General features: G+C 38.8%; 31 protein-coding genes and 1 tRNA gene. 9 read left to right on the forward strand and 23 right to left on the reverse strand.

Annotated elements, in window-relative coordinates; translation table 11 throughout:
* Positions 1-75: 75 nt before the first annotated feature.
* Both INT39_RS03405 and INT39_RS03410 read right to left on the reverse strand, forming a co-directional pair.
* Positions 76-405: a hypothetical protein gene (locus INT39_RS03405; RefSeq protein WP_193014318.1), complete on the reverse strand. Its 330-nt coding sequence runs from the start codon at positions 403-405 to the stop codon at positions 76-78.
* Between the two features lie 266 nt (positions 406-671).
* Positions 672-983, reverse strand: coding sequence for a hypothetical protein (locus INT39_RS03410; RefSeq protein ID WP_193014317.1), 312 nt, complete (start codon positions 981-983; stop codon positions 672-674).
* Positions 984-1329: 346 nt separating this feature from the next.
* On the opposite strand from INT39_RS03410, the gene INT39_RS03415 reads away from it, so the two are divergent.
* On the forward strand, positions 1330-2049 hold the full coding sequence (locus INT39_RS03415) for a phosphatase PAP2 family protein (protein ID WP_193014316.1): 720 nt from the start codon (positions 1330-1332) through the stop codon (positions 2047-2049).
* 351 nt (positions 2050-2400) lie between these two features.
* Positions 2401-3015 carry a bifunctional murein DD-endopeptidase/murein LD-carboxypeptidase gene (gene mepS / locus INT39_RS03420; RefSeq protein WP_193014315.1) on the forward strand — a complete coding sequence of 205 codons (615 nt, stop codon included), beginning with the start codon at positions 2401-2403 and terminating at the stop codon, positions 3013-3015.
* 127 nt (positions 3016-3142) lie between these two features.
* Here mepS and INT39_RS03425 read toward each other — a convergent pair whose 3' ends face one another.
* The 3 genes from INT39_RS03425 to rsuA form a co-directional block, all read right to left on the reverse strand.
* Positions 3143-3490, reverse strand: coding sequence for a YejG family protein (locus INT39_RS03425; RefSeq protein ID WP_193014314.1), 348 nt, complete (start codon positions 3488-3490; stop codon positions 3143-3145).
* Positions 3491-4009: 519 nt separating this feature from the next.
* Positions 4010-5194: a Bcr/CflA family multidrug efflux MFS transporter gene (locus INT39_RS03430; RefSeq protein WP_413465685.1), complete on the reverse strand. Its 1185-nt coding sequence runs from the start codon at positions 5192-5194 to the stop codon at positions 4010-4012.
* Positions 5195-5231: 37 nt separating this feature from the next.
* Complete coding sequence (gene rsuA / locus INT39_RS03435; protein WP_193014313.1) at positions 5232-5936, reverse strand: 16S rRNA pseudouridine(516) synthase RsuA; 705 nt, start codon at positions 5934-5936, stop codon at positions 5232-5234.
* A gap of 193 nt (positions 5937-6129) precedes the next feature.
* Here rsuA and INT39_RS03440 point away from each other — a divergent pair, with 193 nt between their 5' ends.
* A complete protein-coding gene (locus INT39_RS03440; protein WP_193014312.1) occupies positions 6130-7893 on the forward strand; it encodes a DEAD/DEAH box helicase in 1764 nt (587 codons plus the stop codon).
* Positions 7894-8037: 144 nt separating this feature from the next.
* Entirely contained in the window at positions 8038-8322 is a 285-nt protein-coding gene (gene rplY / locus INT39_RS03445) for a 50S ribosomal protein L25 (protein ID WP_006537318.1), read from the forward strand.
* An 83-nt stretch (positions 8323-8405) separates the two neighbouring features.
* Here rplY and yejK read toward each other — a convergent pair whose 3' ends face one another.
* Positions 8406-9410, reverse strand: a complete 1005-nt coding sequence (gene yejK / locus INT39_RS03450) for a nucleoid-associated protein YejK (protein ID WP_193014311.1) — start codon at positions 9408-9410, stop codon at positions 8406-8408.
* 155 nt (positions 9411-9565) lie between these two features.
* Here yejK and INT39_RS03455 point away from each other — a divergent pair, with 155 nt between their 5' ends.
* From INT39_RS03455 to INT39_RS03475, 5 genes are all read left to right on the forward strand, one after another.
* On the forward strand, positions 9566-9793 hold the full coding sequence (locus tag INT39_RS03455; RefSeq protein ID WP_193014310.1) for a YejL family protein: 228 nt from the start codon (positions 9566-9568) through the stop codon (positions 9791-9793).
* A 26-nt stretch (positions 9794-9819) separates the two neighbouring features.
* A complete protein-coding gene (yejM, locus tag INT39_RS03460; RefSeq protein WP_193014309.1) occupies positions 9820-11556 on the forward strand; it encodes an LPS biosynthesis-modulating metalloenzyme YejM in 1737 nt (578 codons plus the stop codon).
* 85 nt (positions 11557-11641) lie between these two features.
* Positions 11642-11718, forward strand: a tRNA-Pro gene (locus INT39_RS03465).
* Positions 11719-11921: 203 nt separating this feature from the next.
* Entirely contained in the window at positions 11922-12197 is a 276-nt protein-coding gene (locus INT39_RS03470) for a hypothetical protein (RefSeq protein ID WP_072069949.1), read from the forward strand.
* A 103-nt stretch (positions 12198-12300) separates the two neighbouring features.
* Complete coding sequence (locus INT39_RS03475; RefSeq protein ID WP_193014308.1) at positions 12301-12855, forward strand: PH domain-containing protein; 555 nt, start codon at positions 12301-12303, stop codon at positions 12853-12855.
* A gap of 41 nt (positions 12856-12896) precedes the next feature.
* Here INT39_RS03475 and INT39_RS03480 read toward each other — a convergent pair whose 3' ends face one another.
* The 17 genes from INT39_RS03480 to INT39_RS03560 form a co-directional block, all read right to left on the reverse strand.
* Complete coding sequence (locus INT39_RS03480; protein WP_193014307.1) at positions 12897-13517, reverse strand: tail fiber assembly protein; 621 nt, start codon at positions 13515-13517, stop codon at positions 12897-12899.
* Positions 13517-15535 carry a phage tail protein gene (locus tag INT39_RS03485; RefSeq protein ID WP_193014306.1) on the reverse strand — a complete coding sequence of 673 codons (2019 nt, stop codon included), beginning with the start codon at positions 15533-15535 and terminating at the stop codon, positions 13517-13519. The genes INT39_RS03480 and INT39_RS03485 overlap by 1 nt, the downstream gene beginning before the upstream one ends.
* Before the next feature lie 5 nt (positions 15536-15540).
* Positions 15541-16197: a DUF2612 domain-containing protein gene (locus tag INT39_RS03490; protein ID WP_193014305.1), complete on the reverse strand. Its 657-nt coding sequence runs from the start codon at positions 16195-16197 to the stop codon at positions 15541-15543.
* Positions 16194-17381 carry a baseplate J/gp47 family protein gene (locus INT39_RS03495; protein ID WP_193014304.1) on the reverse strand — a complete coding sequence of 396 codons (1188 nt, stop codon included), beginning with the start codon at positions 17379-17381 and terminating at the stop codon, positions 16194-16196. Before INT39_RS03495 ends, INT39_RS03490 begins: the two co-directional genes overlap by 4 nt.
* Positions 17374-17718 carry a hypothetical protein gene (locus INT39_RS03500; RefSeq protein ID WP_193014303.1) on the reverse strand — a complete coding sequence of 115 codons (345 nt, stop codon included), beginning with the start codon at positions 17716-17718 and terminating at the stop codon, positions 17374-17376. Before INT39_RS03500 ends, INT39_RS03495 begins: the two co-directional genes overlap by 8 nt.
* The gene (locus tag INT39_RS03505) at positions 17715-18407 is read right to left on the reverse strand and encodes a Gp138 family membrane-puncturing spike protein (RefSeq protein ID WP_193014302.1); all 693 of its coding nucleotides are present in this window, start codon (positions 18405-18407) and stop codon (positions 17715-17717) included. The genes INT39_RS03500 and INT39_RS03505 overlap by 4 nt, the downstream gene beginning before the upstream one ends.
* 2 nt (positions 18408-18409) lie before the next feature.
* Positions 18410-19222, reverse strand: coding sequence for a baseplate hub protein (locus tag INT39_RS03510; protein WP_226944485.1), 813 nt, complete (start codon positions 19220-19222; stop codon positions 18410-18412).
* 78 nt (positions 19223-19300) lie between these two features.
* The gene (locus tag INT39_RS03515; RefSeq protein ID WP_226893904.1) at positions 19301-19507 is read right to left on the reverse strand and encodes a hypothetical protein; all 207 of its coding nucleotides are present in this window, start codon (positions 19505-19507) and stop codon (positions 19301-19303) included.
* Positions 19507-20034 (reverse strand): phage baseplate protein, encoded by a 528-nt coding sequence (locus INT39_RS03520; RefSeq protein ID WP_193014300.1) that lies wholly within the window; start codon positions 20032-20034, stop codon positions 19507-19509. Before INT39_RS03520 ends, INT39_RS03515 begins: the two co-directional genes overlap by 1 nt.
* Positions 20031-22556 carry a hypothetical protein gene (locus INT39_RS03525; RefSeq protein ID WP_193014299.1) on the reverse strand — a complete coding sequence of 842 codons (2526 nt, stop codon included), beginning with the start codon at positions 22554-22556 and terminating at the stop codon, positions 20031-20033. Before INT39_RS03525 ends, INT39_RS03520 begins: the two co-directional genes overlap by 4 nt.
* Before the next feature lie 86 nt (positions 22557-22642).
* Positions 22643-23101 carry a hypothetical protein gene (locus INT39_RS03530; RefSeq protein ID WP_193014590.1) on the reverse strand — a complete coding sequence of 153 codons (459 nt, stop codon included), beginning with the start codon at positions 23099-23101 and terminating at the stop codon, positions 22643-22645.
* Positions 23102-23141: 40 nt separating this feature from the next.
* Positions 23142-23594, reverse strand: coding sequence for a phage tail fiber protein (locus tag INT39_RS03535; RefSeq protein WP_193014298.1), 453 nt, complete (start codon positions 23592-23594; stop codon positions 23142-23144).
* A gap of 10 nt (positions 23595-23604) precedes the next feature.
* Positions 23605-25092: a DUF3383 domain-containing protein gene (locus INT39_RS03540; protein WP_193014297.1), complete on the reverse strand. Its 1488-nt coding sequence runs from the start codon at positions 25090-25092 to the stop codon at positions 23605-23607.
* A gap of 8 nt (positions 25093-25100) precedes the next feature.
* Positions 25101-25616 carry a phage gateway protein gene (locus INT39_RS03545; protein WP_193014296.1) on the reverse strand — a complete coding sequence of 172 codons (516 nt, stop codon included), beginning with the start codon at positions 25614-25616 and terminating at the stop codon, positions 25101-25103.
* Positions 25603-25974, reverse strand: a complete 372-nt coding sequence (locus INT39_RS03550; protein ID WP_193014295.1) for a phage collar protein — start codon at positions 25972-25974, stop codon at positions 25603-25605. Before INT39_RS03550 ends, INT39_RS03545 begins: the two co-directional genes overlap by 14 nt.
* The gene (locus tag INT39_RS03555; RefSeq protein ID WP_193014294.1) at positions 25974-26432 is read right to left on the reverse strand and encodes a hypothetical protein; all 459 of its coding nucleotides are present in this window, start codon (positions 26430-26432) and stop codon (positions 25974-25976) included. The genes INT39_RS03550 and INT39_RS03555 overlap by 1 nt, the downstream gene beginning before the upstream one ends.
* Complete coding sequence (locus INT39_RS03560) at positions 26432-26863, reverse strand: DUF4054 domain-containing protein (protein WP_193014293.1); 432 nt, start codon at positions 26861-26863, stop codon at positions 26432-26434. Before INT39_RS03560 ends, INT39_RS03555 begins: the two co-directional genes overlap by 1 nt.
* Between the last annotated feature and the right edge of the window lies 1 nt (position 26864).

Raw genomic sequence — 26864 nt, forward strand, 5'->3', positions numbered from 1 at the left:
TAATCGTAAGAAATCCAATGTGACAAACGATTATTTGACTTGTTTATCCTTGATACTTCTCTCTGGCACAACATCTTAAAAATATTGAACGTCAATAACACCATTCTTTTGTGTGCTATCCATCCAACGAATTTGTGCCTTACCCATATCTTTAGGCAAAATAATAGTTTGTTGGGATTTATCAAAAGAAGCCGGAACGATAGATTGAGTAGAGGTAAACACTTTGTTGTGTTTGTAGCACTGATATTCAGCTTTATCGAGAGTGAAATTCATTTCACATGCAGGATCAACAATTGCACCCCGCAGATAAATCTGCCCTGTTGTTTGCATGGGATCAGATGCCCAAGCTAACGATATCGAACTGGAAACGAGAAGACTACATACTACGGTCAGATATTTTCTCATAACGACCTCACTTCTTGTTTGCGCTAGCAGGTATGAGGATCACACCTACCCGACATATTTTCATCATAGCAATAAAATATGACAATCATATAGACAGAAGAAGAATATTTGATGTCTATCAAATATAAGTGTTCGATATTTATAAATAAGAAATCAACGTTGATTAAACTTAAGTCAAATATTTTTAACTTTAATAACAGTTCTATAAAACCATTAAAATTTTATTTAATTAACACAATTATTTTTATAATAAAGACAATAGAAAATTAATTATAAACAATATTCATTACAGCTAAGTTGTCATTAATCCATTTAATATCCATAGAACCTTTGTTGTTAATCAGCTTTGAGTTAAAGTGTTTGTTCCTTTCTAGCTGATATTCAGATTCCTGCATTTCACGTCCATTCCAACAGCTTGTTTTAAAAGTATTTTTATCCGTATCCATCTGACAATTTCCTTCCACAATTGCACCAACAAAAGTAATTGTTCCAGAGCCAATGACTTTATTTTCTTTACTAAAAGATGAAGTACTAAATAATAAAGCCAAGCACATAGCTGTAATATATACCTTCTTCAAAACTAATCTCCTCTATTTATTGGGTGTAGAAAGCCAACAGGCCAATATGTTATTAAAGTCCTAACTAATATCGGCTTGTTACTTTATTTATTTAATTTTTATCTTTAATTAAAGAATAGAAAAAAATTATACAATACTCAAATTAAGACTATCAAGAAAAAATATTCTAAATTTAAGTTAGGTAAGGATGAATGCAATCAACAAAAATGAAACGAACAGGTAACATTTATCTAAGCGACAAATTGCAAAGATATATTTTTTTATTTTGACTATAGTCCTATAATCAAATTTAAACTTATTGTGATCTACATCACTAAATACACGTAAAAATTGTCATTCTATTACTATGAAACTTTCTAATTTTCGTCAAAAAGCAGTCGCCATCTTTCTACTTAATCTGGCGGGACTAATCATTTTTTTCTCTTGGTATCTTCCAACGCAACACGGATTTTGGCTATCAATAGATACTCATATTTTTTATTTTTTTAATCAGCATATTTTGCCTGATACGTTTTTTGCTACTTTTGTTGCCTATATCAATAATAGAGCCTTTGACTTAGTCATTTTATTTGCAATGGGTGCACTTTATTACAATACATTTCGTAAAAAAGATTATATAGGCAAACGTCATCTTATAATTGTGGGATTAGTAATGGTAATAAGTGCCGTGCTGATTAATCAAATTGGACAAAATATTCCCATTGAAAGGCCCAGCCCAACACTGCATTTTCAAGATGTACATAGAGTAGGCGTTATCACGGGTATTCCGACAAAAGATGCCTCTGGCGACAGCTTTCCGGGGGATCATGGCTTGATGTTGCTTATCTTTTGTAGCTTTATATTACGTTATCTTTCATTCCGCTCTTTCTTATGTGCGCTTTTTATTACTGTTATATTCTCACTACCTCGTGTTATGGCTGGCGCACATTGGGCTTCTGATATATTAGTAGGCTCAATTTCTTTAACTTTAATCACGACCAGTTGGTTATTAATCACGCCATTATCTGATGTCATAATTAAAAATTTAGAAAAATACCTCCCATTTAAAAAACAAAAGGGAAAATGAATCTAATTTATTACAAAAGAATAGGTGTAATCTTTGCACTTATTCTTTTGGTCCGATTTTTATGAGTTAAATGATATTATTATGACAAAATGAGATCTATTTTAAGTATTAGCACTTTATTATCTAATGTTTTGTAAATTAAGCCTCTTTTCTCTCGCCATTTAACGCCTCTTTCTGTACACTTTTCTAGTTTCCTCATTATTTATTGTTTAATGTGGATATTTACGTGCTTTAGAGCACGTTTTTCGCGAAATGGGGTTGCCAGAGTTAAATTACACTATATTCTCTGGTTATTTGGTGAATTATTCATGTGCGCTTCTGCACGTAAGGATGTAAGGGAAATCTGTCACAATGAGAACAAAACCGTATATGAGAATGCTTAAGCTCATACCGGCGTTCATTGTTGTAGCTACGTTATCGGCCTGTAGCTCACAGAACGCAAATTCACGCTTAGCGAATTCAAGCACTGCCCCACTTAATACATCATCAAGCACGTCTATTTCCCAAGCATCTCAAGATGAATTTGAATCATTGGTGAAGAATCTTGATATCAAATCTAAGATACTTGACCAATATGCAGACTGGAAAGGTGTTGCTTATCGTTTAGGTGGAGACACAAAAAAAGGCATCGACTGTTCTGCCTTTGTACAACGAACTTTTCTTGACCAATTCGGTGTAGAACTACCTCGCTCAACCTCAGACCAACAATTTTCAGGTACTCAGGTTAATAAATCAACATTACAAGCAGGTGATTTAGTTCTATTCAAAACAGGCCGCACTATGCGTCATGTCGGTATTTACATTGGTAATGATAAGTTTGTTCATGCATCCACCAGCAATGGTGTTACTGTGTCACAAATGTCAAATGTATACTGGAACAAACGTTTTTATGCAGCAAGACGTGTTATTGAAAATAACGATGCAGCACTTGTTGAAAACAACCTTTCTCAAAATATATTAAGATAACTTATTCCCTTATATCTTATCGCAATAAAAAAGCCTCATTATTTGATTAATGAGGCTTTTTTTGTGTTCTTTACTCATACTATAAATCACACAATCATTATGTCACTTTTATAAAGACATATAAATGTTATAAATAAGAATATGCAGTAGGGAATGGCTCAGCGATAGCAACACCGGCATTTTTTAAACAACATAATGCTGCACATTCATCGTCGCTACACAAGAAAAGGCAACGTACCCCATCCCACTCAATCACAACGCTATCAATATGGAGATTACTCAGATACTGACGCAAATTTTGTATTGCCTCGTCCAGTGTCATACCATCATGACTTAATAATTTTAAGCCAATCAATGTATTTTGCTTTCCAGCATCATTTTCAGGCAGTATCTCGACTCTTGTACCTGCAAAACCTGCTAGCCACCGATAACTCAGCGGCAGCTTATGAACTACCGAAAGTTGTACATTATTCACAAATCAATCCTGTTTCATCAACACGTTAATTTAATACATCATCAATACGAGTTTGAACTGACTTGCTCACACTTCATATTAGAACTTGGTTAATTGTAAAACATAAATGTTACATTTATTTTACAAAAAAAGTAAAGAGACGTATCAAACCATTTATTTAGTCTGGTGTTTGTACGCATTCATTTCTACGATGATTAATCTCATCAATTATTCTTTCATTTATTTAACATTTTATCAACCATATAAAATAATTGTATAAAATATTACGCATTCATGTAAAACAATTTATCAATTTTTATCACGATACTTCATATCAACAAAACAATAATAGATGATTATTAAAATAAATTTTACTTAATTTAACAAAAAAACAACATCAGGTATTGATTCAAATCAAAAAACAGACTAATTGGAAACGTTTCATGAAATACAGCAGAGGAAAATGTGGTTTATTCAGAGGAAATAAAGGAAAAGAAAAGAAGCACGCTATAAACTTCTGTTATTTATAGCGTGATATTCTTATTTATAACGACGAGCAAGTAAAATAAAGCCCATAGCAAACAGTACACAAAAAGCCATAGCACTAACCATTGGCCATTCTGATTTTGCAGGAAACATAGCAATGGCTGTACCCACTAAAGCACCCACACCAAAACGGACTGTTCCTGCTAAAGAGGCAACCGTTCCCGCCATATGAGGATAATCATCAAGGATCACGGCCATCGCATTTGAGGTGATCATGGCAATTCCACCGATATACATTGCAACCCCAACAACAAGGAAATAGAAATGCAAATTAAGCGCAACCACGAATAATAAAAAGATCCCCATAATACATTGAATGGTTAAACCAAGACGTAACATATTCAATGCACCAAATCGACGAACATATCGTCCATTAATACTGGTCAGAACAATTAAGAAGATGATATTAAAACCAAAATACAAACCAAATTGATCAAATGGAATGCCGTGTAATTCGATATACACGAAGGGTCCTGCACTGAGAAACGAGAACATCCCAGCAAAAGAAAATCCCGATGCTAAAATATAACAAAGCACGCGACGTGTTCTAAATAAACTAATAAATTGGCTAAATGTGACCCTTAAACTAAAGCGCTGACGGCGCTCTTTTGGTAATGTTTCTGGAATATAAAAAGCAATTAATGCAGCCGCAATCACTGCGGCTATTGCGATACTCCAAAAAATAGCATGCCATGAAAACCAATTCATCACCCAAGCACCTAATAATGGTGCTAATAAAGGTGCAATTGTCATTACTAAAGAGACAAAAGACATACTTCTAGAAAAATCATCTCTAGAAAACATATCTCTCATTAATGCATTAATCACCACACTGGCAGCCGCAGCAGCAAAGCCATGTAAAAAACGCATGCCAATTAACATATCAATAGATTCAGATAATGCACATGCGCTAGAGGCAAAAGCAAAAACGATCACACCTCCCAAAATAACAGGTTTGCGCCCCAAACTATCAGCCATAGGCCCATACACTAATTGCCCTATAGCAAAACCAAAAATATAGATACTTAATGTCAGTTGCACTTTACCACTAGGCACGCCAAAATCTTGCGCAATAGTCGGTAAACTTGGCAAATACATATCTATAGCCAATGGCATAAGCATGGAAATCAGCCCCAGGATTAAAATGAGACTCAGGTACGACGAACGTTGCTGTTGCACGCAGATAAACTCCCAAAAACGACAGGATAGATAATAATTATTGAGGTATGTGGATGCTGTTGATCTCTTCTTCTGTTAATGGACGATATTCGCCCTCAGCTAAAGTTTCATCTAATGTGATATCCCCAATACGCTCACGGTGTAACGCACTTACATGATTACCCACCGCAGCAAACATACGTTTTACTTGATGATATTTGCCTTCACTAATAGTGAGTTTGACTTCTGTTGGCGTAATAATTTCTAAAGTTGCTGGTTTTGTCAGATCTTTTTCGCCATTAAGTTGCACGCCTTTTTGGAACTGTTCAGCAACACCCTCGGCAATAGGCTCTTCCAGTGTGACGTAATAGGTTTTCTCACAATGATGCTTTGGTGCGGTAATACGATGTGACCATTGACCATTATCTGTCAATAAAACAAGCCCAGTAGTATCAATATCTAAACGCCCAGCAGCATGTAATTTATAAGCCAGTGGTTCATCAATAAAATACAGAATTGTCGGATTAACAGGATCATCAGTTGAACATACATAGCCGATAGGCTTATTCAACATAAAGTAACGAGGCCCTAAAATTTGAGTTAACACATTACCGTCATAAGCGACTTCTTGCTCTGGCGCTATTTTGGTTGAACCGCTTTTCACCACGTCACCATCAATTGTTACAAGCCCTGATCTCAGCTCACGAAGGATCAAGCTACGGCTAATCCCCAATTGCTGGGATAAAAATTTATCTAATCGCATGAATTTCTCTGAAAAATGGAAGAATACCATCTGATATGAGGTATCTATTAAAAATGAATATTAACAATAAAACAACTAATTAATTTATCAATAAATTATCACTATCTTTACCCACTAATCCCCTTTTCTCTTATTCGCGCTATCTATAAAAAAATGTTACGCTGGCACCCTGTTTGATTTCTTATGTAGAGTTATGGCTTTTACACTCAGACCCTATCAACTTGATGCCGTTAACGCGACAATCTCTTATTTTCGCCAACACCACACACCCGCGGTCATTGTATTACCTACTGGCGCAGGGAAAAGCTTAGTTATCGCAGAACTGGCCAAACGAGCGCGTGGGCGTGTATTGGTATTAGCACACGTAAAAGAATTAGTAGAACAGAACCATAGCAAATATGAAGCTTATGGTCTATCTGCTGATATTTATGCCGCTGGCTTGCAGCAAAAAGAAAGTCGCGGGAAAGTTGTCTTTGGTAGCGTACAATCTGTCGCGCGTAATTTATCTCAATTTAATGATAAATTTTCACTTCTTATTATTGATGAATGTCATCGTATTAGTTTGTCTAAAGATAGCCAATATCAACAAGTTATTAAGCAACTGCAATCCATTAATCCACAATTACGTGTTTTAGGATTAACTGCAACACCTTATCGTTTACCTACTGGTTGGATTTATCAATATCATTATCACGGTATGATTAAAGGCGATGAAAATTGTTTTTTTCGGGATTGTATTTATGAATTACCGTTGCGCTATATGATAAGTAATCATTTTTTAGTGCCACCAACACGCTTAGATATGCCTATTTTGCAATATGATTTTAGCCAAGTAAGAACAAGTCAAAATGGAATATTTAATGAAGAAGATCTTAATCGTGAAATAAAAAAGCAAAAACGCATTACACCACATATTGTTTCACAAATTAGTGAATATGCAAAAAATTGCCGTGGTGTGATGATATTTGCGGCTACCGTTGAACATGCAAAAGAAATTCTCTCACTTTTACCGCCAAACGAGGCCGCATTAGTAAGTGCTGATACGCCCTCTCATGAACGAGATACACTTATTTCTCGTTTTAAACAACAACAGTTACGTTATATGGTTAATGTTGCTGTATTAACAACAGGCTTTGATGCACCTCATGTTGATTTAATTGCGATTTTACGCCCTACGGAATCAGTCAGCTTATATCAACAAATTGTAGGGCGCGGATTAAGATTATTTGCAGGAAAAACAGAGTGCCTGATTTTAGATTATGCAGGTAATCCTCATGATCTCTATCTTCCTGAAGTCGGCACTAAAAAACCAAATCCAAATAGTAAGCCGGTACAAGTTTTCTGCCCTATTTGTCAATTTGCCAATACCTTTTGGGGAATTGTTGATGCTGATGGCGATATCATTGAACATTATGGGAGACGTTGCCAAGGTTGGGAACTAAATAAAGATGGGCAAAAACAACAATGTGAATTTCGTTTTCGTTTTAAATTATGTCCCCACTGTAATGAAGAAAATGATATTGCAGCGCGCCGTTGTATCCACTGTGATGAAATTTTAGTTGACCCTGATGATATGCTTAAAGCAGCATTAAAACTCAAAGGGGCACTTGTCCTGCGCTGTGGTGGCATGCAATTTCAATCTGGAAATGATAGTAAAGGCGAATGGCTAGAAATTCATTATTTTGATGAAGAAGGTACATCAGTATCAGAACGTTTTCGTCTAACCACTCCAGCACAACGTAAAGTCTTTGAGTTGAAATTTTTGCGTGAACATCAACGTGTACCGGGTGTCCCTATTGTTTGGCATAATGCTAACGACATTATTAAACAATTTGATTTATTACGTTACCCTGATTTTATTGTTGCCCATAAAGGTAAAAAAGAGCACTTTTGGAAGATAAGAAATAAAATTTTCGACTACGTCGGACACTACCGAAAAGCAGATACCTTGTATTAATATGGATTAACATTTGCTGTTAGCCCGCTTTTTCGTTAAAATGCGCCCCGCTTTATCTATTTTTAGATAAACCAAATCTCGAGCTTGTTGCTGGGTCGCCTGTAACAGGTATGTATTTTCTTTCTTTTTCATAAGAGAAAAAAGATGTTAACTATTAATGCAACTGTACGTAAAGAGCAGGGTAAGGGTGCGAGCCGCCGCCTGCGTGTGGCTAACCGTTTTCCTGCTATCGTTTATGGCGGAAATGAAGAGCCAATCGCTATCGATTTAGATCACAACGAAGTGATCAACCAAGAACACAAATCTGAATTCTATTCTGATTTCGTTAACCTGGTTATCGATGGCAAAGAAACTAAAGTTAAAGTTAAAGCAGTGCAACGTCACGAGTATAAGCCAAAAATTACTCATATTGACTTCCTGCGCGCTTAATAAGCCACCCTTCGAGCTTTATTTTTCGGGACGCCGAGCATGTAACGCCACTTAATGTGGCGTTATTTGTTTCTGTCGCTTAATTATTTTTCTGATGCCCTACGCTGTAACTGATCACGTAAGTTCGGCGGTGTGCCTTTAATGGTGAGTGTATCTGTTGCTGGATCCCAGAATATTTTCTCTCCTAATAATTTCGCATCAAAATTAACGGTTAATCCACCACCACTGCCAGAGTATTTCATCAGTTGACGTAAGGTACTGCGATCAGCAGGGAACGTTTCTGCTAACTCATAGCCCTTTTCTTCTGTAAATTGTGCAAAATTTTGATCACCTAAAGAGGGAAGTTCTTCGGCAAGCTGAGTTAAGGCGATTTCTTCTCCAGATTGCAATTGCTCATTGCAGTAGCTATATACTTGTTCACGACAGGTTTGACGTTCTTGTTTACCCATTTCTGATGCTTCACAAAAATCATCAACGGCCTGTAATAAACCTTTGTTTTGAACCTTAGCGTTTAAACCTTCTTGAGCACCTAAAAAATCCATAAAGAAGTCAGAAACTTTACGACCGACTCGACCTTTTAAAAAAGTTAAATAACGCAGCGAATCTGGTGCAGTTTCCCACTCTGTTAAATCAATACGAGCAATGATATCTGCATGAGGAATATCTAAATAGCGCGTTGATGAAACATCAAGGCTGTCATTCACCCACATACTGTTACAACTACTGAGCACCGCAATTAAAAGATAATCTACCGCTAAATAACGATAATGACAAAAGAGAACCGTGCCCCCTTCAGCAAAAGGATATTTTGCTAATTCATCTTTTAATCTCACTGTTGCTGCTCGCGAAAAACCTAAAAAATTTTCTTCGCCTTTACGCTGTAAACGCAATGCTTCAGCTAATTCGCTTTCTTCATTAAACAGACCATAAGCTTTATTTTTTGCACTGTAGACACGATGCAACTCTTCAATCATTTCCTGAACAACAGGCTCAATGTCTAATACTGAATCGCGTAGCACCACTTCTAATGTTTGCTCATCTCGCTTGATAAGCTGATGTAAGACTAACTGACTAATATCTAGACTCATGGTCGTCCTCTTTTATTTCTTCACTTTCTCATGCGCGTATTCAAACACTCCCTACTTTCAGTATCAAGGGAAAATTAATTAATTTAATAGCGGAAAAAGACCTAGCAATACGGTAATATATAGCGTTTTATTCATTTAGTAGGAATTCTGATTTTATGCCACAAAAATCCCGTTATAGTGATGAACAAGTTGAGCAATTACTTGCAGAACTTGTCAGCGTTCTTGAAAAACATCATACTCCTACAGATCTTTCTTTGATGGTGTTGGGGAATATGGTGACAAACTTAATTAATACCAGTATTGCACCTGCTCAACGAATGCTGATTGCTGATTCTTTTGTTCGCGCACTGCGTGCTTCAATTGATGAAGGCAATATTCACTAATAAACATAGAAAAATTACTCATAGACATGGTAACGAGACCTCAATCCTATCGTGAAAAAGTATCCCAAATGATCAGTTGGGGTCACTGGTTTGCGCTATTTAATATTATTCTAAGCTTACTGCTTGGAAGTCGTTACCTGTTTATTTCAGATTGGCCTGCAACTTTTGCGGGTCGTTTTTACGCTATTGTAAGTTGGATGGGACACTTCAGTTTTATTGTCTTTGCTATCTACATCCTTATTCTTTTTCCACTCACTTTTGTCGTTGTTTCTCAACGCCTACTCAGAGTGATCTCTTGTGCTCTTGCCAGTGCAGGTTTAACTATCCTTATCTTTGATATGGCTGTTTACCAGCAATTTCAGCTTCACCTTACTCAACTTGTTTGGGATTTAGTTATTAATCCAGATGAAGGTGAAATGACACGTGAATGGCAACTTATTTTTATTGGCATCCCTATTATCTTTCTTATTGAGATGCTGTTTGCAACGTGGAGTTGGCAAAAGTTACGTAGTCTAAATCGTCAGCGATGGGGAAAACCCTTGGCAGGCGTCTTTATTACTTGCTTTGTATTATCACACTCTATGTCAATTTGGGCTGATGCTAACTTTTATCGCCCTATCACCATGCAACGCGCTAATTTACCGTTATCGTATCCAATGACAGCGCGTAAGTTCCTTGAGCGCCATGGTTTCATTAACCAATCAGAATATGAACAACGTGTTATCAGTGAAGGTAATCCAGCCGCACAAGGTATCACTTACCCACTTGCTCCATTAATCTATGCCGAAGATACCTATTCTTATAACTTGCTCGTGGTTGTTATTGATGGTTTAGGTAACGAAGAAGTGCCTAAATTACCAAGCTTGCGACAATTTGCACAAAATAACCTCGATTTTTCACGCCATTATTCATCTGGGATTGATAATGATACGGCATTATTTGGTTTATTTTATGGTATTTCGCCATCTTATTTAGATAGTGTGTTAAGTAGTAGAAAAAATTCAGCCTTTTTCGATGCGCTAAGTTATCGAAACTATCAATTAGCCTTGTTCTCTACCAATGGGTTTCAAACCCCCTTGTTTAAACAAGCGGTATTATCTGATTTTTCTATTCCGACATCACGTAGTGATAATAACGATGCTACGATTGATAGCTGGCGAAATTGGTTAGTGAAAAATAATCAAGCAACACCTTGGTTTTCTTTCTTACAAATTAATGGCCATACTAATAAAGACGCTCAGCGTATAACATTGAATGCACAATTAGAGGCTATTTTTAATACACTGCAAGACACCAAGGTACTTGATAATACCGTTGTCATCGTGACCTCTAACTATCATCAAGACAGTGATAAGAAGCAAAATAATCAATGGCTTTCTAATAAAACAACGTTTAACTTAAGCCAATCACAGGTACCTCTGATGATACATTGGCCAAATATGGCACCACAGTTAATTGATAAAATGACTAGCCATCAAGATATTATGACGACGTTGATGCAGCATGTTTTACATGTCATTAGCCCTGCGGATAACTATTCTCAAGGTGAAGACCTTTTTGCAAGTAGTCGCAATCACCCATGGATATTCACAGGTGATGACGAAACATTTGTGATCTTTTTACAAGATAATACTTTGTTGATAGATAAACATGGCAGATATGCATTATTTGATAAATCAGGAAAAGAAATTAGTGCCGCAAAACCTGATTTGAAATTATTACTGCAAGTTCTTGCTGAACAAAAACGCTTCATTGAGCGCTGATCCTATCAATAATGTATAAAATTACGTCACTTAATGCGCAAAGGGTTGCTTTAGCAGTCAAAAACAGTAATATACGGGATATAAACGGCATGTAGCGCAGCCTGGTAGCGCACCGTCATGGGGTGTCGGGGGTCGTAGGTTCAAATCCTATCATGCCGACCAACAATATTTAAGAAAACCAACCATTTACGGTTGGTTTTTTTATGTCTGAAATTTGCTACTGGTAAAACTCTGGTAAAACGACGACAAATAATCTCTCAAAATCCCCCTTTCTTTAGCCCATAAAATTGCCCTTTTCTTCTTGCTATTCTATTCATTACTCTATATAAATTACTGTACAAAAACACAGTTAAATAGGTGGTACCATGATTAAACTTGAAATCAATAATGCTGAATATATTGCTCAGTTAGAAGAGGCTCGTTTATCTGCAGATAACCCTTATGGCTATCTGTTTATGGATATTATCTTTTCTGATCCAATGTTTGATGAGAGCACGTTTAAAATGAAAGATGTTAGACGGGAGCCAATGAGGACGTATATGACGGAGGATGTAGCAAGGGATTTGTTTGAGAAATTAAAAACTCATTTCAATCATCAAAATATGGTACCGACATCAAAAAACATAAAGAATCTTATGTAGTTTTAGTTATTTGAAATCATCTTTCTCGCTTGTTACTAATGAGTTTGTTAGTATCTATTTTAATTAAATTTTCTTTAGTATATAGATAAAAAGAGAGATTATAATGGACTTAAAACAGTGCGATAAAAAACAATTAAAAGAAGAATTTGATAGACTTACAGCATTAACAAGCTATAAATCAACAATGGGTGTTTTTGATATTTTCACTAGACTACCTGAATTATTAAATAATGGTGAAACTGTTTTATGTGTTAATAGCGGACTCGTAAAATCTAATATTTGGTTGATCATTCCTACAAACAAACGAGTTATTTTTCTACATAAAAAGAGTGGCCTTTTCCATAAAAAAATTGATTCATCTTCCGTAAATTATGATGCAATTACTTCAATTGATTCATCTTCTGGATTAGCAGGAGGCAAAATAAAAATAAACACTCCTGGTACTATTTATGAAGTTGGTACACTACAAAAAAATTCAGTACAGCCACTAGTTGATATTATCCTATCTACAAAAAATAACTCATCACAACAACCTTCTAATAATAGTGGTGGTGATGATCTGTTATCTAAATTAGAAAAATTGGGTAAATTAAAAGAAAGTGGTGTACTGACAGAAGAAGAGTTCCAAGAACAAAAAAGTAAATTACTTAATTTATAATTTTAATAGCGGACTCTCTAATTAGTGTCCGCTATTTTTACTCATTCTGGCTTTTCTGGAAATTCTATATCGGGAGCTAACAATAGATTTACATCGTCTAATTTAACTGTATAAATTTCCCATGCTGTAAGTAATTCTTTATCTTCGTCTGTTGATAACCCCAAACGTACTTTACGTTCTAGTTGAATAATACGAGATTCTGCAAGTTGTGAAAGCTCCTCTTTTTGTTTTGTTGCTAAATTAACATGAGCATCTCTGACAGCTTTTTTGTCAACAACCCAAATTTCCCCATTCCATTTATCAAACTCACTAGTTGGCTTCAACAGTGTGAGTGTTTCAGGTAATGAACCTATAAAATCAATCATAATGGGTTGTTTGGTTTGTGTATCATAGGCAACTGAATCTCGATAATCGTCAACAATTTCCCACGATGCACTATCTTTTGTACGCCGAACGGCTTGATTTTCTTTTTTGGGTAATAGTGGCTCATCTAAATAGGCACCGGCTGACAACGAAACATCAAACAGAACATTTTCCATTGTTGCTCCTATATATTCATTCGTGATTGGATGAGCCAAATAACATTTAACCCAGCCAGCAACTTTTGCCAACCCATTTTCGCCAATTATTCCATTTTGAATATCTAAACTATATTTGCTCATTATGCTGCTCTCACTATGTATAAAAATGCAATGTTACGCATGCGGGTTTCGTTGCTATTTTTGCCTTCTATTTGTTGCCAAATGCCGTAACCACCTTGGTTATTCGTACCAGTACTACCAATCCAGCCTACTTTCTTTTCATACTGTGTTGCTACTTCACTATCATCATTAAATAGATTTGTTGATAGCAAACTGTTACCCATCTGTTCTGACAATATTTGACGCCCTACATCAACACCTCGGCCAGCATCTAATCCACGAATAACATCAGCACGCAAATCTGGCAATCTTCCAGATGGATATGCAATAGACAATTTGGGATATGTTGCTTTATTGAATGTTTGACCTTGGCAGATTAAATAGCCGGAGGGTGCTGTCGCTAATGACCAAGGAATAGGGGAACCAACAGGAATATTGTTAGCCTCTTCAATATCACTCATTAAGGCAAGGGTACCGGTTTTATCTGGAAGTACGACACCTCTCCACCCATTAACACCATCAGTGTGTGTGATTTCGGGTCTACCCGCTGTTAATTCGAATTTAATTCGGCGCTCACCCGCCTTTGCGCCAACATTATTCGTTGCGTAAATAGGGCCATTAAAATCTTGGTTTAAGCTAGACGATTTATCAGCATAATTGCCTTTACTTTGATATCCATTTAATTTTGCATCAACTTGAGATTGAGAATAAACACCCGACATTCTGTCAAAATGCACTGTGCCCCTTGTCATAAATCCGCGTTTATCAAATCCCCACACTGTTGCTTGAGCATCCCGATCATACCCACCTGTTGCTCCATCATCATTAACAAAGATAAGTATTTTATTATTGGGGGAGATGATTTTTGACTCTTTACCTGAAAAACTTAAAAGCGGTAATTTTGGCGAGTATCTATTATCAGACTCTAACTTTGTATAACTTTCTCCAGCTAGCGCCATTGTTCCTGATTTATCAGGAACAACTATGGTTTTCCATGTTCCTGATTTACCATATTTAACAATTATTGTAGGGGTGTTAGTTGCTGTTTTTAACGCAAGCCTCACATCTTCAGAAGAGGATTGCACCTCCCCCGTAACTTCTAATGGCCCTTCAAATTTTTGAGTAGATTTTGAACCTTTGTCTGCATAATTACCTTTTAGTTGGTAATTTTTTCCGGCCTCTTCAATATCACTCATTAAAGCAAGGGTACCGGTTTTATCTGGAAGTATGACACCTCTCCACCCATTAACACCATCAGTGTGTGTGATTTCGGGTCTACCCGCTGTTAATTCGAATTTAATTCGGCGCTCACCCGCCTTTGCGCCAACATTATTCGTTGCGTAAATAGGGCCATTAAAATCTTGGTTTAAGCTAGACGATTTATCAGCATAATTGCCTTTACTTTGATATCGCCCATCACTTTCTATTGCTGTATAACTATCACCTTTATTAGCATAATTGCCTTTTCCTTGATATCGCCCGTCACTTTCAGTTTTTGTGTAACTATCCCCTTTATTGGCGTAGTTACCTGCTGGCGCATAATTGCCTCTGGGCTGATACTTATTATCAGTTTCAGATTTTGAGTAGCTGTACCCAGAAAGTATGTAATTGCCTAGTGGTTGAAAGCGTTTATCTGATTCCCCCTTTGAATATGCCCCCACATCACTAGCTGTGGTGTCTGCTTTTAATTCTGTCCATGCATTACCCGTGACTGGCTCAACATTATTATTTTCAATTTTAGATTGCCAAGCTTTGTTTTTATGATAAACCACACTACGAATAGGGTAAGGTTTACCCGCTTCTGACCACTTAGCAAAACCTTGCAATTGCATTTCACCAATAGACTCGGTGATATCGTGAAATAAACTATTCATTTTTTCACGTTCAATATCTTTTGCGGATGGATCTGAGGTCTGGTCACGTTCATAGTCATAACTGTATCCCTGAGTATAAGATACAGAGCCATCAGGCTGAGTTTCAACAGGCACAACTATTTTATCCCCTTGTGTTGCAAAGGGAACTTTGAATATTTTTGTCATGGAAATTATGCTCCGAAGTTACTATCTATGAAGTTTTTACGATGCTGACTAAAGCCAAAGGATTTTTTTGTCACAATACGATATTTAACACCGACACCTGAAGGACGAGGCATTAAATCGAAGTTTTCTAATAAAAGTCGTAAACGCTCGTCGGGATTAAAATTAAAAACGTAATACATGTAGGACATATCTAGAGGATCAAGCACAAAGACTTTACTGTTATCACGCCAAAAGAAGCGTTTAAGAAAATCATTAATATTGGTGACCGTAGGACTTTGTGTCAGATTAAAATAGCGCATTCGCACTAACATGCGTTTTTGGTCAGCCGTCAGTGACAATGTGTAATCCGCATTGCGTCTGAAATTGGCTTTAAAATTGGCTTTCTTTTTGCCAAAACCAAACCCGATTTTATTTTTATCACTGGGTGGAATATCAATGCCTAACGGCACATCCAGAATGCGTGACCAGATTGAAAGCCCAAAGTCATTCGCTGTATCGATATTAAACACGTCTCGGTACCAGTTTTGCCAAAATGACACCATCGACTTCTCAAAATGAGAAGCTTTAAAACTGGCGAGTTTTTTTAGATTTTCGGCATCTTCATACTGCCAGAGGATCGCTTTTAATAAGTCTGAATGAAACTCAAATTGTTGAATGTTCATACAATCACCACTTGCACAGCACCCCGTTGCAAGCGTGCGATTTGATTAATAGCAATAGGTATTAACGCAACATTCCACACTTTCCCGTCCAGTGACAATTCAACTTTAGTGACAAATAAACGAGGCTCAACAGTATTTACCGCTGAAGCTATCTCAAAAGGCGACACTTCACGCCCAACAATCAAACCGTTATCGCCGTCCAGCTCTCCGCGCGTCCATTGTTCTATGGCACTAGGGATAATAGTCTGCGCATCAACGGCTGATTTTTTAACTGTCACTCGACAAAAAACGGTGATCTCTTTAGGGCGTGAAAATTTCACCTTGTATTCTTGTCCACTCACTGGCTCTACAACACCAATTTCGATCTCACCATTAAAAGCCGATCCAATGGTTTTGGTTCTAAGTAATGATTTAGCAATTTCGTTACTATCGCCCCCTTCCACACAAACGTAAATACTGTGAGGTAACAGAGAGACACCATCAATAGTGAGCACTGCATCGGTGTAGTTCTCTCGAAAAGAAAGTGAGTTAACGCCCTCTAGCTCATACAGTGAAGAAGTGATCGCTTCTGCAACACTGACGGTATTTTTAGCCAGTGTTTGCTTGCGTCTTCGCCTTGCTTTGATATCAGATTCAGCATAACGGCCAACAACGGCGTGAGTGGGATTATTGACTTTTTCCCAGCCTAACACTGAACTGGCAACCGAATTAAGTTGGCCAGCACCGCATTCAACAGGGCCATATTCAACTGCCCTCATATCCCCTGTTGCTTTACCTGTATTATCAATAATCAAGGGTGAAACTGTTTCGAAGATAGCACCGGCAACACTGGATGCGAGTGAACTTTTTGGAATAATCGTGCCGGGTACGCCACTAAATTCAACACTCGAAAGATAAGAGTGTGTAGCATTAATACGTTGGCCACCCATTAGTGCCCATATTGCATCAAGAAAAATACCACCAGCAATATCAGGGTTTATTTGATTTGCTAACTCGGCATTATTCCGTGCCATCGCATCACGATTTTCGACTTCCATCGTAGCCAATACACCTTGTGGTGTTTCAGGGGCAAGGTTAATAGATTGACCAAACACCGCACGAAACTCGCTTTCAACTTCATCACGTATTGTGGTTGTGTCGGGAAGAATAACGCCTTTATTATTGATATAACGATAATCAGCCATTCAATGTAAACCCTCCGTATATCGTGCGAATTGTTGCTTGATACTTCAATTCACCGTTTTCCACTGTGGCGCTAAAATGAATCACTTCAATCACCTCCTCAATTTCGCTCATACGTTGTCTAAATGCGGTTTCAAACATCGGAACATCCGCTTGGCGACCAAATGTCGTTGGCCAGAAAGGAATACCTTTATCTTTTTTATGTAACATTTCACCACGCACGGCTTTAGCAAAGTGCTGACAAAGTTTTTTAACCGCTTCATCTTTTTCGCTAAATTGGAGATTTCCATCAGGGCCAATAAAGAGATCATTATTTTTATCAATTAAAAAGGTTCTCATAGAGGCGCTCCTGTATTCCCTCGGCCGGTTTCAACACCACTATGTTGGTGTGTAGAACCAATATCTTTCCCGTTATGTCGCATGGTTCCCCCTTGTGAATCGCTATTACCATTTACCGCGTAATTACCGTTCACAGTGACATTGCCAGTAAATATCGTTTCAGGGGCGTTGATTTCATACTTTGGCGTTTCTAGCACCACTTTATCGTTATGAAGAGAAAAACAGACTGAACCATCCATTGATTGAATAACTAAAGCATCAATGTTCTTTCCATCAATAGCCCATCCTTTGATGGTGTCAGGGAAAAACATCGCATCACTGAATGAATGGAGACGCGCAGTATTGGGTTGATCTTCTAATCCGCCACGTTGGAAAATTAGGCTAATATCTCTGTCATTGGCTTTTATCCAGCCAAAATCACCCGGTTTAATGGGCGCTCTAATAAAAAAACCACCACCACCAAATCGAAACACGGGAATATTAGCAACCGGTGCTCGCCCGACTGTTCCCCCTTCCGTTGTTACCATCATCACAAGCGGTTTGATAACAGCACGATTGGTTTTATCGTCATAACTCACCACAGTTGCAGGAAGCATATCTTCTGTATTCATCATCAGATTACGAAATGCAGACGTGAACGCACCTGCCAGTGAGCCGTCACTGGCAATGTCAGTATTGGGTTTATTCATTGTTATGCTCGTTTACAGGTAGCCTGATAAAAGAAAGGATCATCATGTGAAGCAACATCAAATTTCAGTTGTTCAATGATGTAGTCGCCATTAAGTGCAGAATTGAATTTACTCTCGAGTCGTAGCATTCCCCCTAGTTCTGAGGCGCCATCAATTAAGTAGGTAACGGACAACCCTTTTTCGGTGGCTTTGGGTATACCCACCATGCCTGATTTCATGCTAAGAATGCGCAAGCGCCCTTTTAATGCTTTATCGTCATCTTTTACAAATAACGTATCATCATCAATAAACGCTTTAACGTTTCCCGCTTCCTGCAGTCGCTGTACTTGCTGTAATGCTGAACCGCAAAAATACCAATTAGCAATATTCTTATCGGTAGCTTGAAAATCTAGTCTGACTTTACAGTCTTTCGCTACTGACGATGCGATCTCGCTTATTTTCTGCATGGCCCCACCACTGGAAGAAACAATATCACCCGAACTGGCGTTATTAGTTTTAGCCTTAATTGTTAATGTCACATCCGGAGGAGAGGCAATTTCTGCACTGACAATATCACCCGTAAAAATACGAAATAATCCCGTATTGACACGCCCGACCTCAAGATAGAGGCGACGAGTTTGTTTGCTTTTATGATAAGGGCTGGTTTCAGTGAGAAGATAATCTCGAGTGTGGGCGTTTAATCCATCAATGCTAATTGTGCATTCATTTTGTAAAGGATTGGCATACTTGGTGCCGTTGGCTTTAATACGCAAACCTTCATACCACTGCAGTCGTTCTGCAACTTCAATCCCCACCCGTATTCGTCGTAAGTCCATCATCACTCCAAATAATTAATGATTGGGTTCTATCAAATAATTCGTACCAGGGCAGATCATCATTTTCTGTTATAAATGCTAAATTGGACCATCGGTCAGGTAACGATAAGGAATGATAGGTGTGTTTGCCACCGCACGCATGCCCACTGCAATAACCTCACTTTCTCGTTCAATATCGAGATACATTGCATGGCGACCGGCTTTTATTGTTAGCGTCCAATTAACACCGTCTAAATTGACGGATAAGCGCTGGTTTGGTATGGCTTTTAAAGGAACAGTTTTCATTAGAAGCTCCAATCACCATCCGCGATACGAGTTGCAACAGAGCCTTTTTTCTTAGTCTCAGCATCCGCTTCTTTTGTTTGCACATTCCCCCGATTTACCGTTGATGATTGTGACGGCTTTTGTGTTGAACGAGGCGGTAATTCTCCATACTCAGGCTCAACAGTGCGCCACTCAACAAACCTTAGGGACATCTTTATAGCATCAATCATGTCGGGTATTTCATCATGATTAAAACCCGTTAATAACATCGGTTGGTAAGTTTTAACTCGGGTTTGAATACCGACAAGTTTGTGTTCATCAAAAACTTGTTGCATCGATGAGAAGATGTTTTTTATTTCCCCTGTTAGCACTAAATCCATACCAATTTCGATGGGATTAATAATCACATGATCACTACGAGTTTCACCGCTTTCAACTTGAAACTGTGTCGCTTTATGCTCATCTCTGATGTTGATTTGAATTGGATTAACGCTATCAAACAGTGTAGAAAACGACTCTAAATCAAAGATTTTGACTTCTGTTATCATTTTGCTACTCCCGTTGAGTTTTGCTGATTAAAATCGGCTAGCTGATCTTGCAATGCATCTTTTGCGCCCGATGCCATACCCTGCGCATCTGTGGCTTGAGTTTCAACCTTAATTTCTCCAATGCTTATGTTACTTTCATGTTTCACATTGGATTGATTACTAATAGCTTGGCTTGTAATCGGGTTCATCGCATTGTTGGCAATCGCATCTAACTGTGCATTGGCTTGAGCAAGAGATTGTCTAACCGGTGGCTGTTGTGCTGTTTTGCTTTCTTCTTGAGGTATCGCATATTCAATATCACCATTATCATTGACTTTACGTTCTACGTTTTGAGTGACAGTGATTTCTTCATCATCACCGAAACCGAAAAACTCTTTAGCCGATTTCCAACCATTTTTAACCGCATCAAGTCCCGTATTTACCCAACCAATGATTTTTTTAACTTGCTCCCACATCCATTCAAACGCTCCCACAACGGCATCCGTCACCGTAGTAAAAACACCCGCAAAAGACTTACCCCATCCTGCAATCACTGAAATACAATTGATGAGAAACTTAACATACGCTTTTAAGCCTGATGCCATTAGATCCCAGCCGGCAACAACAATATCCGCCACAACACCAACGATAACTTTTAGATATTCAAAGAGCTTTTTGAATGTTTCCCACAATGTAAGAATAACAATTTTCAATCGTGGATATTTTTCAAGAATACGCCCAATCATCGAATCGTTACCGTCGATAAAGTTCATGATGTCGTCATAAACAATCGCAAATGCCATAGCTAAAAGCGCAATAATGGCAATAATAGCGATAATTGGCCATGTTGCTGCAAGTGTTGCTGATGCAGCAGCTATCATTGGAGGGACGTAATAAAGTGCTACGGCCAAACCAACAGCTGAGAAAAAACCTATCAATAAGTTTTTATTCTCTTTGCAGAAAGAGATAAATTTAGTTAACCAGCCTAACCCCTTCGATAAAGCAGGGATCACCATCTCTAGAAAGGAATTCTTTAATACGCCTGATGTTTGTTGAAACTTAGACATGGCTGTATTGAATTTAATCGAACTTTCAATACTCTCTTTGCTAATTCCTGAATATTCTTTTTGAATACCCATTGTGCGCTCTAGTTCTTTGCGCCCCTTCATCATTAACTCAATGGTTTTATCGTCCGATACTCCCATACCTTCCAGCGTTTTCTTCGCTTTATCAAAGCTCATACCTTGAACTTTGTCCGCTGTCTGAAGCACTTTTTCCATTGAGTCTTTAGTGTTGCCAAACGCATTGGCCATAGCGGATAAATCGGCTTGTGCGGACTCTATAGAACCGCCCAATTCAGCCATTGCACCAGAAAATGCATCAACGTCTGCGGTCGCAACGCCGATCTGTTTACCCAACTTATCCAGCGTTTCAATCTCTTGAGAACGAGAAACGGATTCAGCAAAAATACTACCAATACTCATGACAATGCCAACGGCACCTAGCGCCTTTGTCGCAAATCCTGCAACCGAGCTTCCAGCTTCTTTATACTTTGCCTCTGTTTCTGAAAGTTCTTTTTGTAAGTGATCTTGAGCCTTTGATTCCTCGTCAGTGGTTTTAATCCCTTTTGTACACATTGTTTCAATAAACTGCGTATAGTCGGCATTTAATGCAGTGAGAATGGCTTCAATGGCTTTCTTTCCCTCCCTGTTCTTTTTCTCTGCATTAGTGAGTGTGCTTAACTCATTATTCAAAGCCAGTAATTCATCTTGCATCTGTTGATATTGTGCATTTAACGCGTCAGATGAAACATTGCTGTCATTCATCCCTTGTGATAGCTCATCACGTTGAATATCAAGCAAACTCATTGATGATTTCAGCTCATCAATTTTAGATGTTACAGACGTTATTTTTTCTGGTATGTCATTACTATTAAGATCAAGAGTAATTTCACTATCAGGAATATTTGATATCTGAGAAATAATCGTTTGAATAAATCCACTAAATTTATTTTCAGTGTTATTTAATCCATTTTGAATGCTTTCAATTTCAGAGATTAAATTTGAAGAAATATCGGCACTATCACCCGTTGATAAAATTGTTTCCTTTAAGCTTTTCAGCTCTTTTATTGTCGACGCTATTTTTTGTTGTGCTTCACTTGTATTGATATCTATTTCAAGAGAATCATCTAATTGAATATTTCCGATATTATCGATAACGCTTTGAATAACATTAGTTATTTCATCTGCGTTTGTGTTTGCACTTTCTTTAATGCGTTCTATTTCAGCAATGATGTTATTAGCAACTCCTGATGTGTCACTATTAACATGAATATCGACTGAGTTTGATGATAACTCTGTCAATTGAGCTGATAAGTTTTGAATAAATTGAGTAAACCCATCAGCTCCCATTGTTGCCGATTGTTGCGCTTTTTTCATCTCAGCAATAATGTCATCTGTCGATTTACTGACTCGATTAAAAGCATCATCAGCTTGTTGAGTATCAAACTCAAACACTTGTACAAACGTATCTAACAGCGACATGATTAACTATCCTTTCGATGAAGCCAGCGCTTCGTTATAGCGATTAGTAATTGCGATCTCCCACAAATCAAACGCCTCTTCTAAATCTATTGACGTTTTGAGTTCTGTGAGCGTGGCGAAACCGGCTGAGATGATGACGGCAAAGAATCCATCAGCGTTTTTATAATCGACGGGAGTGAACCGGTTATTTTGTTGAGCAGGAATTGGAGGAAACCTTGGCTCCCGTCTTTGCCGAAAAAACTGGTGTTATACTTCAGCATTTCGAGTTCAAGACGGATCAATGCTTCTCCATCGGGCACATGATTATCAATCAGAGTGCTAGTTTTTAAGTAAACTTCTTGCCCTTCTTTTTCTACTGCAACGTAAGCTATCATTTTGAGCATGGCTTCTTTGCTGACTTCATAATCACCAATTTTGGGCGCATTTGATAAAGGGTATTTAGCGAGAATTTCACGCCCAATCGTTGCCGGTAATCGGCTAATAATAAAAGTGTGCTCTTCACGGTCAGCATCGGTGATCGTAATTTCTTTCGGTTTAATCAACATGATTGATATCCATAAAAAAAGGCGGAAGAACCGCCTTGAATTAACGTGCGCGAGTGCGGTCGAAGTCTTGGAACACAAACGTGTATTGCTTTGATTTGTGGCGTCCTGCACTGGCAACAGAACTACCGCGACTGCCATTTGTAATTTTCCCGTTACGCGCAGTAGTCGTTGAACCATCTCCGTATGAGGCAACCATTGTGATAATGTCGCCTGCATGACGTTGTCCGCGACGAGCAGTATTAGAGTCAAGCAAGATAGCGAGATTTTCATCTTCTTCGCTACCGGCTAAAACATTAATCGTCACCGTTTGAGGCGTAGGCGCTGACCAACTGACTAGATTGCCATTGATGTCCATACCAGTTTGCGCAATATCGACAGCTGGCAAATCTAATGGATCGGCATCATCAGCGAACGTTGTTATTTGAATACCGGTTGGAAATGTTTTGTGTGCTTGAATAACAATACTCAAGCCGGTTGCTGATACATCATTCATATTGTGTTCCTTACACTAAGTTGTGAGAGCCTTCGACTTTACGAACCCAGTCGCCCTTACCGTAAATTAATACATATTTCATCACGTACTCGGGCAAATCAGATGGGCCTGTGCTTTCGACAATTTGAGCGTTGTACCAATAACCCTTGTTTTGTACATCATGCCATGCCAAATCATCACCAGAAGCGTCTGTCACCGCGATTTTTTGAACATCAGTTAAGGTTTTACCAGCCAAAATGGTGCCGTTATTAATCGCCTTAGTTACCGCCCCTGCAATCACCATCATTGCTCGTGCTTCACCGTCTTTATTGGCAGGAACTCCACGTGTGGCCATTAACAAACTAAACCACTGTTGTGAGATATAGGCCTTTAACCATTGCTCGTTAGCATGGACACTCATATCTAATGGGTTAGCAATACCACCACATAAAAAACCACGTTGATAGAAACTAATATGTGAACCCGATACCGCCGTTTCTCCGTAATAGTTCACCCGTAGTTTATCTAAGCGATCAGCGTCAATATCGGTCGTGATTTGCGATGGGAACGTGACACCAAATTGACGGTACATATAGTTTGTCGTCGCATTGGTTCGGTCATAATCCGTGGCTGACATAATGGCCATAGGCAACGCATGAACAAAGAATTTATCCGCTGTTCTCAGGTTTAAGGCTGTTGAAGCCGTTCCCACCAACGCTCCACTAAAATCTTCAGCATTTTTGTTAGTCACAGATAAATGAAGTTGGTACTTCACGTTTTCACCCGCAACATACTGCGCCAGCTCTACTGCATGTTCTAATGAGAGTTCCGTTAAAAACGTTGCGCTACCAAATGAGTCTGAAATTGCTTCAGATGTGATGAACGCTTGCAATGGAGTCTGAGCAGGATTACCGGCTGATGATGTGCCATGGCTAATATTCATTGCATCAGCAAGCACTGATTGACGCACGCTAATATCAGCACGCTCTTGTACGCCACCGCTAATAACAAAAGCGCTGTCTAGGGAATTAAACGTGACATACGCGCTAGAAAACTGAGGTTCATTTTCTGCATTCAATTTCGCTTGCACAGCTGTCGCAACATCCGCATATGATGTGCTTTCAGTAAGATCAATTCCTGTGATTGTTTTTGTCACTTTTCCAATGGTGATATTGAGTTCACCATCATTAATCAATTTTAAATCGGCTAAATCCCCCGTTTTGTTGCCAAATAAGGTCGGAGCTCGACCAACGGGCTCATAAGATGCAATTTGCAATTCTTTGGGCTTGCTTGCTGGTGCTGGGCTGACATAGCTGAAATACTGTCGTGCAAAATGTGCCTCGGGTGAATCAGCACCCAATAAGTCATCGACTTGGCCACTGGCAAATTCAAGCACTTTACCTGCAGGGATTTTAGGATTAGTTGAAAAAATACGAGCCGTGAGCTTGCGCATCGGTACAGCAGACGCGCCAATCACCGCACTCGCGATATCGACATAGCGAGTTTGTTTGATAGACATAACGTTCCTTAAATACGATAAATATCGGGATACAACGCACTCACGGCGTCAGTATCAGGATGAAGTGTGCGATTAAATGTCACATTGAAATCAAATGAGGGGTTTTGTTCGTAGTTGCCCTGGTCATTCAGAAAATAAGGCGTTCGAATACCGGTTGCACGTTGAATGCCAATACCTTGTTTCCGAAGTGCCTCAACAAACGGTAATGAATTGGCGATCATTCTGACAATCGCGGTAATATCCTTGGCTGTATAATTGCCTAATTGCGTCACGAACGCTTGAACTTGGTACGTATTTTCTGATAACTGGTTTTCTTGGTGATTGGCTTTATTGCCTTGAACATTATATTTTCGCCCTTGCCAGCCGTGGCCGTTTTCATTAATGGGAAAAAACATCACCATATTATCTTCACGACCTTGCTTTGTAGATTGGAAACCGGCTTTAACAGGGATCTCAATACCGACTTCTTTTAACTGCAACAAGAGTTGCTTACGAATTGCGACATCAACATCATAATCCGTCATAAGTGCCCGCCTCGATACAGATCACCGATTTCCAGCCATCTTGTTCGTACCAGTCTGCATCACCCACTACGTCATATTTACGACCATTGAACACCAGAAAATCAGGAGATGTACCACGTTGAACGGCTTTAATATCATGAGAAGTATATAAGCGCCGGTACACTTGGCTTGTATCTAACCCCATTGATTGAACATCTTGAGTATCAACGGCCTGCCAACTTCCACGAACTTCTACGGGATCGTAATAGTAATTCTGGTCATTCCCTCTAGCATCAGGCCCACGCTCCTTAAATCGAAACCAAAGCACCTTTTGCTGGGGAATATAACGTGAAGCGATACGGTTTAAGTTACCAAACATTATTTATCCTCCACTGCGAAACTAACCGCTTGAAGCATTTGGCCAGTATCGACTAACGGCTTATCGGTGGCTTTGCCTTTGCTATGTCGACGAGCTCTTGCTTTGACCGTTGACTCCTCCAGCGCTGGGGTGGTGACTGCTTTTATTGCCATTTTCACATCGCCCGCAACCGTCGCACCAATTTGAGTCAGTCCATTATCCAGCGTGATATTGCCCTTAATAGAGGCTTTCACAGCACGAAAAATTAACTGACTATAATCCTGCTTTTTATCATTCATGGTCGGTCTTAAAAATGGGCGAGGAGGAATGCCACCAGCGGGATAGCCCAACTCTTGAATAGAAGCAACATAAGCAATAGGTGTTCCATCGGGGTACTTTGAATGCTCAAAGAAGCCAACACTTAATCGCTTTTTAGCCAATTCATCGTAAACCGCTTTTAATTGTGCTAATTTAGTCATTAACGTAATCGCCCTCCTCGCGTAAATCGCCCTCCTACACCCCGAAAAGCTGAACGCTCACCGCCACCACCAAAATATTGAGGAACGCTACAACGCTTAATCAGTGCTAGAAACTGCTGGCCAAAAGTTGTCATTTTAAACCAGTGCGACCAGTCCGAACCGGCAGGGGGTGCCGTAAATGACACGCTCACCTTATCAATGGTTACACTCGTCACCACACCGGTGGGCGACTCATCATCAGCAATCATTTTTCTGAGTGTTAGCATGTGTGCAACAACGAGCATCCACAGCTCGTTAGTACAAACACCCTTACAGGCAGAGAAATAGTTCAACGCAGATTGAGCAATGATAAATATTTCATCATCACCCACAGAGTTAAACTGCGGATAGAGCACACGGAATGACGTTAAAGGGAATGTGCTCGTATCCATA

This window comes from Pseudomonas sp. FME51, assembly GCF_014897305.1.